General features: G+C 52.1%; 8 protein-coding genes. All 8 read left to right on the top strand.

What is annotated here, in order from left to right:
* Positions 1–77 precede the first annotated feature (77 nt).
* The 8 genes from BW972_RS15920 to BW972_RS15885 all read left to right on the top strand — a co-directional run bounded on the left by BW972_RS15920 (position 78) and on the right by BW972_RS15885 (position 12,480).
* Positions 78–1,619, top strand: coding sequence for a glycoside hydrolase family 10-like protein (locus BW972_RS15920; RefSeq protein WP_076422833.1), 1,542 nt, complete (start codon positions 78–80; stop codon positions 1,617–1,619).
* Positions 1,620–1,623: 4 nt separating this feature from the next.
* A complete protein-coding gene (locus BW972_RS15915; protein WP_234986409.1) occupies positions 1,624–3,483 on the top strand; it encodes a glycoside hydrolase family 9 protein in 1,860 nt (619 codons plus the stop codon).
* A gap of 107 nt (positions 3,484–3,590) precedes the next feature.
* The gene (locus BW972_RS20080; protein WP_234986408.1) at positions 3,591–4,193 is read left to right on the top strand and encodes a polysaccharide deacetylase family protein; all 603 of its coding nucleotides are present in this window, start codon (positions 3,591–3,593) and stop codon (positions 4,191–4,193) included.
* A 34-nt stretch (positions 4,194–4,227) separates the two neighbouring features.
* Complete coding sequence (locus BW972_RS15905; RefSeq protein ID WP_076422831.1) at positions 4,228–4,845, top strand: peptidoglycan recognition protein family protein; 618 nt, start codon at positions 4,228–4,230, stop codon at positions 4,843–4,845.
* Positions 4,846–5,139: 294 nt separating this feature from the next.
* A complete protein-coding gene (locus BW972_RS15900) occupies positions 5,140–7,002 on the top strand; it encodes an outer membrane protein assembly factor BamB family protein (protein WP_076422961.1) in 1,863 nt (620 codons plus the stop codon).
* A 53-nt stretch (positions 7,003–7,055) separates the two neighbouring features.
* Positions 7,056–7,868 (top strand): N-acetylmuramic acid 6-phosphate etherase, encoded by an 813-nt coding sequence (gene murQ / locus BW972_RS15895; RefSeq protein WP_007653905.1) that lies wholly within the window; start codon positions 7,056–7,058, stop codon positions 7,866–7,868.
* A gap of 121 nt (positions 7,869–7,989) precedes the next feature.
* Positions 7,990–9,516 carry a sodium:solute symporter gene (locus BW972_RS15890; RefSeq protein ID WP_007653907.1) on the top strand — a complete coding sequence of 509 codons (1,527 nt, stop codon included), beginning with the start codon at positions 7,990–7,992 and terminating at the stop codon, positions 9,514–9,516.
* Between the two features lie 138 nt (positions 9,517–9,654).
* A complete protein-coding gene (locus tag BW972_RS15885; protein WP_076422960.1) occupies positions 9,655–12,480 on the top strand; it encodes an FAD-binding and (Fe-S)-binding domain-containing protein in 2,826 nt (941 codons plus the stop codon).
* Positions 12,481–12,535 lie beyond the last annotated feature (55 nt).

Here is a 12,535-nt window from a genome sequence, read left to right as displayed (position 1 = left end):
ATCAACATGAAAGAGCCCCTCCTTTACTAAACCTATTGGAGGGCTTTTTTTTAGCCACCCTATACCCAACCGGAACAATGATTAGAAACTTTACACTTTTAGCCGCCTTGCTACTCAGTTCAGTCAGCCTGTTTGCACAGGTTTCAAAAGATCCTCCTAAACGTGAGTTCAGAGGCGTATGGATTGCCACAGTACAGAACATCGACTGGCCTTCCAAACCAAAGCAGGGTGTAGATTCCCAGCAGCAGATGCAGGAACTGGTTGACATCTTCGACACCCATCAGAAAACAGGTATAAATGCTGTGATGCTGCAGGTTCGTCCCTCAGCCGACGCTTTCTATGCCAAAGGGCGTGAGCAGTGGAGTATGTTCCTGACCGGCAAGCAAGGCACGCTGCCGGAGCCGTTCTACGATCCGCTGGAGTTTGCCATCGAAGAAGCCCACAAGCGTGGCATGGAACTGCATGCGTGGATTAACCCTTACCGTGCCTCAACCAGCCTGGTCGATTCGCTGGTGAGCAGCGAGCACATCTCCCGCATTCAGCCGGACTGGTTCTTTACCTACGGCGACAAAAAATACTTTAACCCCGGCATACCTGAGGTGCGCCACTACCTCGTGGATGTGATCATGGACGTGGTGCGCAACTACGACATCGACGGCATCCACTTCGACGATTACTTTTACCCTTATCCGGGCAAAACAGCCCTGCCAGACTCCATCACTTATATGTTGCATGAGCAAGGCATTAAGAACATTGAAGACTGGCGCCGCAACAATGTGGACCAGCTGATCAAAGACCTGTCAGAGGCAATCAAGAAAGAGAAAAAGCATGTGAAGTTCGGTATCAGCCCATTTGGTATCTGGCGCAACAAGTCACAGGACCCGCAGGGTTCAGAGAGCAATGGCCTGTCAGGGTATAGTGCCTTATATGCCGATGCCCGCAAGTGGGTGCAGGAAGGCTGGATCGACTACATCAACCCGCAGCTGTACTTCCCCTTCGGCTATACACCGGCACCTTACGAAAAACTGCTGGACTGGTGGGCTGCCAATTCCAATGGTAAGCATGTGTATATAGGCCAGGGAGCCTACCGTGCCATGGAAGACCGTGAAGGCTGGCGCGACCGGCAGCAGTTGCCAAACCAGGTGCGCTACCTGCGTGAGAACCCACGGGTGCAGGGCAGTGTGTATTTCAGTTCACGTTCGCTCACCAACAACCTGGCTGGTTTTCGCGATTCCCTGCAACACGACCTGTACCGCTATCCGGCCCTGCAGCCAATTATGCCATGGTTAGGTATGGCCAAACCTGCCAAGCCTGTTAGTCTGCGAGAAGACAAGTTCCTGCTCTTCTTACCGCGACTTCGCAAGGCGATTATCAAATGGGATTACCCGGATCAGGAAGAGGATGTGTATGGTTTTGTAGTATACCGCTTCGACGAAAACGAGCCGATCAACCTGGAACATGCCCGCAACATTCGCCACATCCAATTCAACGATTACGAACTGGGTTTCCACGACGAGACAGCCGAACGCGGGAAGACCTACAAATATGTGGTAACATCCATCGACAGATTGAAAAATGAGAGTAAGCCTTCTAATGTTTACCTAAAAAAGCTACGCTAGCCTTATGAAGAACAGGAAAAAGACCATATTGGCGCTGGTGCTGACGACGATGATCGTGGCAGCCAATGCCATTGCTTTCTCGAACAAAGCTACCCCTGCTATAGAGGAGGCAGGTATAGCCGCCAAAGGTCCTGCCTGGATTCGCATTAACCAGTTAGGTTATACCCCTCAAGGTATAAAAGTAGCGGTGTGGGGAAGTAAATCGAAAGAAAAGCTTCGCCGCTTTCAGCTGGTAGACGCTAGCACTGGCAAAGTAGTATTCAAAGGCAGAGCTGGTAATGCTTTTGGTGCTTACGGACCGTTTGAGGAATCTTACCGCCTGAACTTCACCGAGTATAACAAGCCGGGTACTTACTACCTGCAGGCCGGTAGTGCTAAGTCGCCCGAGTTCCGGATTGGCGCCGACGTGTACAAAGGTACCGCAGACTTTGCGCTGCGCTACATGCGCCAGCAACGCAGCGGCTTCAACCCTTACCTGCAAGACTCCTGTCATACCCAGGACGGCTATACCATGTATGGCCCGATGCCCGACAGCACCATCATCGACGTGTCGGGTGGCTGGCACGATGCCTCAGATTACCTGCAGTATGCCACTACTTCGGCCAACGCCACTTACCACCTGTTGGCTGCCTACCGTGACTTTCCGGACGTGTTCACTGACAAGCACCAGGCCAACGGACTCGAGGGAACGAACGGTGTAGCCGACGTACTTGACGAGGCAAAGTGGGGACTGGACTGGCTCGTGAAGATGCACCCGCGTGAAGACTGGCTCTTCAACCAACTAGCTGACGACCGCGACCATCAAGGCATGCGGCTTCCAACGAATGACCCCGTTGACTATGGCATGGGCAATGGAGGTCCGCGTCCGGTATACTTTGCCTCCGGGGAGCCGCAAGGCCTGGGCAAGTACCAGAACCGGGCGACCGGCGTTGCCTCTATTGCCGGGAAGTTCACAAGTGCCTTCGGACTGGCCGCTCAGATTTACAGCACCAAAGATCAGAGACTTTCTAATCTCTTTGGTCAGAAGGCACAGTCTGCCTACAAACTGGGCCTGGCCAAACCAGGCGTTGCACAGACCGCTCCCAACAGGGCGCCTTATTTCTATGAGGAAGACAACTGGGTAGACGACATGCAGCTGGGTGCAGCGGCGCTTTACCAGCTGACCGGCAAGCAGGAATTCTTCAAGCAAGCCTACACCTATGGGCTTCAGGAAAAGGTAACCCCTTGGATGGGGGCCGATACAGCCCGTCATTACCAGTGGTACCCGTTCCACAACTTCGGTCACTTTGAGCTGGCCAAGAAATCTGACGACAAGACGAAGGCAGAGTTGATCGGATTCTACAAGGAAGGTATAGAAAAGGTATACGCCAAGGCAAAGAAGAATGCCTTTTACCGTGGTGTGCCATTCATCTGGTGCTCTAATAACCTGACTACCTCTTTTGCCATCCAAAGCTTCCTGTACCGCCAGTTATCCGGCGACCAGACGTACGCTGAGCTGGAGCAGGCGAACATAGACTGGCTGTTCGGTGTGAACCCTTGGGGGACAAGCATGGTGTATGGCCTGCCAGCACACGGCGATACGCCAACAGACCCACACTCCGCCTTTACCCGACTGAACAAGTACCCGATTGACGGAGGGCTGGTGGATGGTCCGGTGTATGGCAGCATCTTCAACAACCTGCAACATCTGAAGCTATACAGTGAGGATGCCTATGCCGAGTTTCAGTCTGACCTGGCAGTATATCACGACGACTTCGGCGACTACAGCACCAACGAGCCAACCATGGACGGTACAGCTTCTCTGATCTACTTGCTGGCAGCCAAAGAACATAGCTCGCAGGAGGGGAGGCAGCCAAAAAAGTAATAGTAGACAGCCACGGAGCGATCATCCGGGGTGACACGACAGTCCGGCAGATCGCGCTGATCTTCACCGGGGATGAGTTTGCGGACGGTGGAGAAGTGATCAGCCATGTGCTGAAAAAGCACCAGGTCAAAGCCTCCTTTTTTCTCACGGGGCGCTTTTACCGGAATCCCGCTTTCAGGGCCTTGATCAGGGGGCTGAAGAAAGAGGGCCATTACCTGGGAGCGCACTCCGACGAGCACCTGCTTTACTGCGACTGGACAAAACGCGATAGTCTGTTGGTAACGCGGGAGCAGTTCAGGGAAGACCTGCGGAAAAATTACCAGCGCATGGAAGCCTTTGGTGTGAAGAAGAAAGACGCGCCTTATTTTCTGCCGCCATACGAATGGTATAACCGCAGCATCAGCAACTGGACATCGGAGGAAGGGCTGCAATTGGTTAATTTTTCGCCCGGCACCCGTTCTGCCGCCGACTATACCTACCCCGAAATGGGCAACCGGTATATGGACTCGGAAACGGTGCTGCAGTCGATCATGGGCTATGAGGCGAAGGACAGAAACGGACTGAACGGCTTTATGCTGCTCCTGCACATTGGCACAGACCCGAGGCGGACGGATAAGTTTTACCACCGGCTCGACGAAATGCTCACGAAGCTGAAAGAGAAAAACTATCGGTTTGTGCGGCTGGATGAGTTGTTGGAACAAGAAAAGTAGCGCGCTATACCTGCGCTTTAAAAATTAGAGACAAATGAAAAAAGTTCTGATACTGGTGTGCGCCCTTGCCGGCTTTGTTGGTTGCCAACAACCTGCTGCCACTTCCGATGCGCCGCTGATACCGGAAGGTATAAGCTACCTGTCGAGGGAGGAGTGGGGAGCTAACGCGCCAGTGCTGCCGATGCGACCGCATAAGCTGACAAGGCTGACCATCCATCATACCGGTGTGCCGCAGTTGTTTGACCGTAGCCTGACTGATAAGCTGCGCAATCTGCAGAAGTTCTCACAGGAAGACAGCCCCCTGGCGGATGGTCGCATGAAACCGGCCTGGGCAGATGTGCCCTATCACCTTTATGTGGATGTGCATGGAGCTGTTGGAGAGGCGCGGGATCTCAACTATGCAGGTGATTCCAACACCAGTTACGATCCGGCCGGCCATCTGCTGGTGGTCGTAGAGGGCAACTTCGAAAAAGAGGCTATCACAGAGGCGCAGCTAAAGACGCTCGAAAAACTGGTGCCGGCCCTGACGAAGCGCTTCGGCATACCTGCCGACAGCCTGGGGGCACACAAGGATTTTGCTGAAACCAGCTGTCCGGGTACTGGTTTGTATGGGGAGCTGCCACGATTCAGGCAATTAGTGAAAGGCCATTAAGTGCCGGCATCAATAGCTGAACCACAGCCTGAGGTAAGTGCCGGAATATATAGATTATTAAAAAGAGGTTTTTTGCGTGTTTTTGCCGGTTTTAGAAAAAATCTTGCGAAATAGTTTGAACTTTACGAACAAGTGCTTAGTTTTATACAAAATAAAGGGACAGTATTCGTTTTGCTCGTGCGCTTTTGTGCGGTTTCTGCGCTAGTTTACCAAACAAAAGGCAGCATGAGCAGAATGGGTACAACTACTCTAAGTGCTGCCATCGGTCTTTTTGCTTCAAGAGGAAATAAACAGATGAATTTACGGAAGTATGCCGCTTTGTTAGCACTGTTTCTAATCGCCAATCTTGGCTATAGTCAGTCTTTCCAATTTGCTTTTGTATCCGATACCCACATCGGCAATCCCACTGCACAGGAAGACCTTGAGCGCACCATCGCCGACATTAATGCTAACCCCAATCTTGAGTTTGTAGTCATCACCGGCGATATCACCGAGTTTGGTTCTGATGAAGAACTGAAACTGGCTAAACAGCTATTCGATACTCTCCAAAAGCCCTGGTACATTGTGCCTGGCAATCACGACACCAACTGGTCAGAGAGCGGCAGCAACAGCTTTCGGGTTGTTTTCGGGGCAGAGACCTTTGCATTTACCCACAAAGGTTACCTCTTTGCAGGCACTGGTTCAGGGCCAAACATGCGAATGGGGCCGGGGCAGATTCCGCGCGAGAATATCGTGTGGCTGGACTCGGTACTGACTCACATGCCCGATCCGGAAATGCCGGTCATTTTCCTCAACCACTACCCACAGGACTCCTCGCTGAACAACTGGTACGACGTAACGGACAAGCTGCGCTCTTACAACACTCAGCTGATCCTGCACGGCCATGGCCATAACAACCGCGAATACCGCTACGACGGTATACCTGCCGTGATGGGTCGCTCTAATCTGCGTGCAAAAGAAGAAGTGGGAGGGTATAATATCGTGACCTTCGCCGATGGAAAAGCCAGTTTTGAAATCCGGAAGCCAGGTATAGCATCCTTGCCAAAATGGATAGAGGTGCCGTTGGTAAAGCATGATTTCGCCAACGACCCGACTAAGCACCACCGTCCGTCTTTTGCCGTAAACAAGTTATACCCAAATGTAAAACTGGTATGGGAATACCAGGATGATAGCGATGTAGGAGCGGGTACGGCTGTTTATAAAGATCTGATCATTGCCACAAACACCACGGGCGAGGTATTCGCACTGGATAGTAAATCCGGAAAGCGCAGGTGGACTTACCGCACTAATGGCAAAATCTACTCTACTCCGGCTGTGGCGAATGGCTATGTGGTGGTAGGTTCTTCGGATGACCATATTTACTGCCTCTCTGCCGCTACAGGCAAGTTAGCCTGGAAATTTAAAGCCAACAGACCTGTGCTGGGATCGCCGCTTATCGAGAAAGGTGTCGTCTACATAGGTGCTTCGGATGGGCATTTTCGTGCACTTGATCTAAAGAAAGGCAAGCTGCTGTGGGATTTTGACCAGGTGAACAACTTTGTGGTGACCAAACCGCTGCTTTTCCAGGGCAAAGTATACTTTGGTAGCTGGGGCAATGAGTTTTATGCCCTTGACGCCAATACAGGTCAGCTGGCCTGGAAATGGAGCAACGGCTCCAGTAACCGGATGTTTTCACCAGCTGCCTGCTACCCGGTAGCCGCCAATGGCCGCATTTTTATCGTGGCCCCTGATCGCTTTATGACCTCACTGGACGCTAACACAGGTGAAGTAGTGTGGCGTGAGCAAATGAAAGATGGCCGCGTGCGTGAGTCGATGGGGATTTCGAATGACGGCAAACTGATCTACGTGAAGACCATGGACGGGCAGGTATACGGCGTTTCAAGCTCTGCAAATGCCCTGCAGCTACACTGGAAATCGCCGTTGCAGCTGCCATACGAGCTGGCCCCTTCAGCTATAATCGAACACAACAATATAGTACTGGTGCCTTCGCACTCAGGTCTGGTCAGCGCATTGGACCGGCAGAGTGGGGAAGTACTTTGGAAATACAAGAGTTCAAACAGTCTCATGAACCCGGTGATGCCGCTCGGCAAAAACAGGGTAGTCGTGAGCACAATGGATGGGAAGATCGCCTGCCTGGAGTATGTGCCTGCCAAATAAGGTATAGCAACAGGTATAGCGATTGATTTAGAAGGAATTATTTAAAACACAACATGGAGATTACAACCGAGAAAGACTCGAACTATAACAACCTGGAAAAGATGTCGGTGAGGGAAGTGCTGGAGAACATCAACCGTGAAGACAAAAGCGTACCCCTTGCCGTTGAAAAGGCAATTCCTCAAATAGAAAAACTGGCTGAAGTAGTAGCGGACCGCATGAAAAAAGGCGGCAGACTGTTCTACATCGGTGCCGGCACCAGCGGCCGTCTGGGCGTAGTGGATGCTTCTGAGTGCCCACCGACCTTTGGTGTGCCCTTTGACATGGTAGTAGGCCTGATCGCCGGTGGTGACACGGCTATCCGCAAAGCGGTGGAGTTTGCCGAAGACGACATGGAGCAAGCTTGGGAAGACCTGAAAGAATACGCTCTCGATGAAAATGATGTGATCGTAGGTATAGCCGCATCGGGCACGACACCATACGTGATCGGCGGTTTGCGAATGGCCAATGAGTATGGTCTGGCAACCGGCTGTATCGTGTGTAACACCGGCAGTCCGGTAGCAGCCGAGGCGCAGTACCCGGTAGAGGTGGTCGTAGGCCCGGAGTTTGTGACAGGCAGCACCCGCATGAAAGCCGGTACGGCTCAGAAACTGGTGCTCAACATGCTCAGCACCACCGTGATGATCCAGTTGGGTCGTGTGCGCGGCAACAAGATGGTGGACATGCAGCTGACGAACCACAAGCTTTACCACCGTGGCGTGCGCATGGTCATGTCGGAGACGGGTGCTGACGAAGCAACAGCGGCTGCATTGCTGGAGAAACATGGCAGTGTGCGCAAGGCCGTAGCCAGCGTGCTGGTTTCGAAGTAGTAACGCTGGCCAATATTGCCGCCAATTCGGCAAATCTGTGTAACTTACCATCCTATGTGGTTAAGAAAGGAAAGTGATAGCTGCTTTTCTTTCTAATCCTCTGGTGGTTAATTAACTTATTATGTCTCCAATCGTTCTTTTATCTTTTCTGATCGGCTATTTTGCGGTGCTGATAGGTATATCCTACTTTACTTCGAAAGGATCATCAGACAACTCCAGTTTCTTTATCGCCAACCGCAACTCGAAGTGGTACTTCGTGGCATTTGGTATGATCGGTACCGCTCTGTCGGGTGTGACTTTCATCTCGGTGCCGGGGGCGGTGGTCAATAGTAGTTTCGGCTATTTCCAGTTTGTGCTTGGCAACACGGTCGGCTTTGTGCTGATCGCTTTTGTGCTTCTGCCGCTCTACTACCGCATGAACCTGATCTCCATTTATACCTACCTGGAGAAGCGCTTCGGCTACTGGAGTTATAAATCGGGTGCCATGATCTTCCTGGTGTCGCGTACCATTGGCTCAGCTTTCCGTCTATACCTGGTGGCTATTGTGCTGCAGCGTTTTATCTTCGATGCCTGGAACGTCCCTTTTGTGGCTACTGTGGCTATTTGCTTGATTCTCATCTGGCTCTATACCCACAAGGGTGGTCTTAAAACGATCGTAATCACCGATACCCTGCAGACGCTCTTCATCGTGTCGTCGGTTATTTTCTCGATCATCTTTATCGCCAGCAGCCTCGACCTGAACGTGGTGCAGACCTTTGAGGCGGTGAAAAACAGCTCTTACTCCAAGATGTTCTTCTGGGAGGATTTCCTGGGTACGAAGAGCCACTTCCTGAAGCACTTTATCGGCGGTATTTTTGTGACCATTGCCATGACAGGCCTGGATCAGGACCTGATGCAGAAGAACCTGAGCTGCAAAAACATCGGCGAAGCGCAGAAGAATATGCTGACGTTTACGGGTGTTTTCGTATCGATCAACATCTTCTTCCTGAGTGTAGGTGCTTTGCTGTACATCTATGCAGAAGCCAATGGCATCGACGTAACGGCGCTTGCTACGCCTGACCACCTGTTCCCAGAAATCGCCCTGAACCACATGGCCATGATCCCGGCCATCATCTTCATGCTCGGCCTTACGGCAGCTACGTTTGCCACCACTGACTCAGCGCTGACAGCACTTACCACGTCTTTCTGCGTGGACTTTCTGAACTTCACCAAAAAAGCCAACCACGACGACATCAAACTGATCCGCACCCGCCACATGGTGCACATTGGTTTCTCAGTAGTCATGCTGCTGGTTATCCTCGTGTTCAAGATCATCAACGATGACTCAGTGGTGAACGCGATTTTCAAAGCGGCCGGCTATACCTATGGTCCGTTGCTGGGCTTGTTTGCTTTCGGCATGGCTAACAAACGTGCCGTGGCTGACAAACTGGTGCCGTACGTCTGCGTGATTTCACCTGTGCTGACTTATATTCTGGATAGCAACTCTGTGGAGTGGACTGGTTATGCCATGGGTTTTGAACTGATTGTGGTGAATGCTGCCATCACATTCATCCTGTTGCTGGTAACAAGCAAACCAGGTGGCGGCATGATGATGGACGCCCTGGAGGAAGCCGAACGTGGCCCTAAAGTAAAACAGACAACTTATTAAGCTTATACCTGTAATGTGTGAACGGTCATACCTCAGGTAAGTGCGAAATTGAAACATCGTAAGTGTTTTCTTAACTAAGAAAACATTGAGTGGGACAGTCTTTTGTCCTTTATCTAAAGTTCTTTTGTACTCATGCTTATGAATATAGCATTGCTTTTGGAGAGTGTTTTGCCAAAAGCGCGCATTCGGGCACGCCTGATCGATGTCGTGTCCTACGCTTCTGACGCAGGCTTTTACTACCTTAGGCCGAAGGCTGTGGTGCAGCCGGTGTCGGAGGAGGAGGTTAAACAGTTATTTGCTTTTTCGCACCAGCACAAGGTGCCCCTCACGTTCCGTACAGCTGGTACCAGTTTGTCGGGTCAGTCCATTACCGATGGTGTACTGGTTGACCTGAGTCAGTACTGGAACAAAGTGCAGGTAGAAAACGAGGGGGCTCAGGTACGTGTGCAGCCCGGCGTGATTGGTGCCATCGTGAATGCGCATCTACGTCCGTTTAAGCGCAAGATCGGTCCGGACCCGGCCAGTATCAACTCAGCCATGATGGGTGGGATCCTCTCAAATAATGCCAGCGGCATGTGCTGTGGTGTGAGCAAGAACTCCTACCATACCACGAAGTACATCAGCTTTGTGCTGCCCAGCGGCCAATGTTTCACCACCGAAAAACAGATCGACTACCTGCGCTTCAGCGAGGAATGTCCTGAGCTATACCTGACACTTCAAAAGATCAAGCAGCAGATTCGAAACAACCCGGAGCTGCACTACCTGATCCGGCACAAGTATAAGACCAAAAATACGGTCGGCTACTCCGTCAACGCGTTCATCGATTACGAGCACCCGCTCGATATCATGGCGCATTTGCTGATCGGGGCAGAAGGTACGCTCGGCTTCATTGCTGAGGCCGTATTGCAAACTGTGCCTGATTATCCGGCAAAGTCAACAGCGCTACTATACTTTCCCGATATCTATGCCGCCTGTCAGGCCATTGTGCCGCTGACGGAGGCAGGTGCCGAGGCCGTCGAGTTGATGGACCGTGCTTCGCTGCGCTCCATCGAGCACATGGCAGGCGTTCCGGCCGTTATCAAGACCTTACCCGACACCGCGGCAGCTTTGCTGGTAGAGTTCCAGGCGAACACGCACGAAGAGGTGCAGGAGAAGATTCTGAAATTTATGGCGCTGTCGCCGGAGCTGGCTTTGCTGGAGCAACCTGTTTTCACAACCGACCCGATCGAACAGGGCTTGCTGTGGAAGGTACGCAAAGGGATGTTCCCGGCCGTAGGGGCTGTGCGGGCCAGCGGTAGCACCGTGTTGCTCGAAGACATAGCTGTACCGGTTGCACAACTTGGTGATGCCATACTCGACCTGCAGGAGCTCTTCCGTAAACACGGCTATCTCAACGCCATCATCTTCGGTCACGCCAAGGACGGCAACATTCACTTTGTTGTCACACAGGCTTTTGACACACCTGCCGAAGTCACCCGCTACGACCGCTTCCTGAAAGAAGTGGTGAAGCTGGTGGTGAAGAAATACGAAGGCGCCCTGAAAGCCGAGCACGGTACAGGTCGTAACATGGCGCCGTTTGTGGAAACAGAATGGGGGCCAGAGGTATACCGCATTATGAAGGCGCTCAAACAGGTGGTGGATCCGGAGAACCTGCTAAATCCCGGCGTGATCATCAACCATGACCAGAATGCGCACATTCAGAACCTGAAGGACTTGCCAAAGGTAGAGGAGGAAGTGGACCGTTGTATGGAATGCGGTTTCTGTGAACACAAGTGCCCGAGCCGCAACATCACTCTCACACCGCGTCAGCGCATTGTGGTGCGCCGCGAACTGCTCAACCTGCAACGCAAAGGAAAGAAGAAAGAGCACAAAGAACTGCTTAACCAATATCAATACGACGGGTTGGATACCTGCGCCGTCGATGGCCTCTGCGCCACCGCCTGCCCGGTTGACATCAACACCGGCGATCTGGTGAAACGCCTCCGCCGCGAGAATCACAGCGAACTGGCAAATCAGGTGGCACTGATGGTAGCCAAGAACTTTAAACCCGTTGCCGCGACTGTTAAATTCGGTCTGCAGGCAGGTGCGGGTGTGAACAAACTCCTGGGAGCCAATACTGTCGCAAGGCTGACAGAGGAGGTGAAAGACATGATCCCATCTTTCCCGCTCTGGACAAAGCAACTGGCGCCCGCCCCAGGTATAGCCAAATCCATTGCCTATGCGACAGCTCCTGTAGCAGAAGCCGCTGTGGTCTACTTCCCGACCTGTATTTCGCGTACCATGGGTGCCGCTGAGTCAGGTAAGAAAAACATCATTGACACGTTCAAAAGTGTATCAGATAAGGTAGGGCTGAAGTTTACAATTCCGCAGGATGTACAAGGCGCCTGCTGCGGACAGATCTTTTCTTCGAAAGGATACAGCAAGGCATTCGCCTACACCGCCAACGAAACAATAGAGAAGGTATGGCAATGGACAGATAAAGGCCGTCTGCCGCTGGTACTCGACATTACTTCCTGCACCCAAACTTTGCAGAACTGCCGTCCGGTGCTCACCGCCGAGAACAAACAGAAGTTCGATAGCATCAAGATCATCGACAGCATTGACTACATTGCCGATTTCATCCTCCCGAAAGCCACTGTGCAGCGTAAGAAGGCAAACGTAGTACTACACCCGGTTTGCTCCCTGCAGAAGATGGGATTGGAAGGATGCTTTGTAAGTATAGCCAGACAGCTGGCCGAAGAAGTAACGGTACCGATGCACGCCGGTTGCTGCGGTATGGCCGGCGACCGTGGATTCCTGGTGCCGGAGCTAACAGCATCTGCCACTGCGCCAGAAGCGGCGGAGGTGAAGCAACGGGAGTATGATGGGTATTACTCTTCCGGTAAGACCTGCGAAATGGCCATGACGGAGGCGGTTGGTCGTAACTACGAGTCAATTGTTTATCTGCTGGATGAGTGTTTGTAAAAAGTCTATTTCATCACAAAACAAAGAGGCCCGTTCAAGTGACGGGCCTCTTTGT

The sequence above is a fragment of the Pontibacter lucknowensis genome (genome assembly GCF_900156415.1).
Lineage (GTDB): Bacteria > Bacteroidota > Bacteroidia > Cytophagales > Hymenobacteraceae > Pontibacter > Pontibacter lucknowensis.
This window is presented reverse-complemented; position numbering and strand designations above follow the sequence as displayed.

Excerpts from the sequence above, each read along its gene's own strand:
- BW972_RS15915 (WP_234986409.1), top strand. The coding sequence starts at position 1,624 with ATGAAGAACAGGAAAAAGACCATATTGGCGCTGGTGCTGACGACGATG.
- BW972_RS15885 (WP_076422960.1), top strand. The coding sequence starts at position 9,655 with ATGAATATAGCATTGCTTTTGGAGAGTGTTTTGCCAAAAGCGCGCATT.
- BW972_RS15905 (WP_076422831.1), top strand. The coding sequence starts at position 4,228 with ATGAAAAAAGTTCTGATACTGGTGTGCGCCCTTGCCGGCTTTGTTGGT.
- BW972_RS15900 (WP_076422961.1), top strand. The coding sequence starts at position 5,140 with ATGAATTTACGGAAGTATGCCGCTTTGTTAGCACTGTTTCTAATCGCC.
- murQ (WP_007653905.1), top strand. The coding sequence starts at position 7,056 with ATGGAGATTACAACCGAGAAAGACTCGAACTATAACAACCTGGAAAAG.
- BW972_RS15890 (WP_007653907.1), top strand. The coding sequence starts at position 7,990 with ATGTCTCCAATCGTTCTTTTATCTTTTCTGATCGGCTATTTTGCGGTG.
- BW972_RS15920 (WP_076422833.1), top strand. The coding sequence starts at position 78 with ATGATTAGAAACTTTACACTTTTAGCCGCCTTGCTACTCAGTTCAGTC.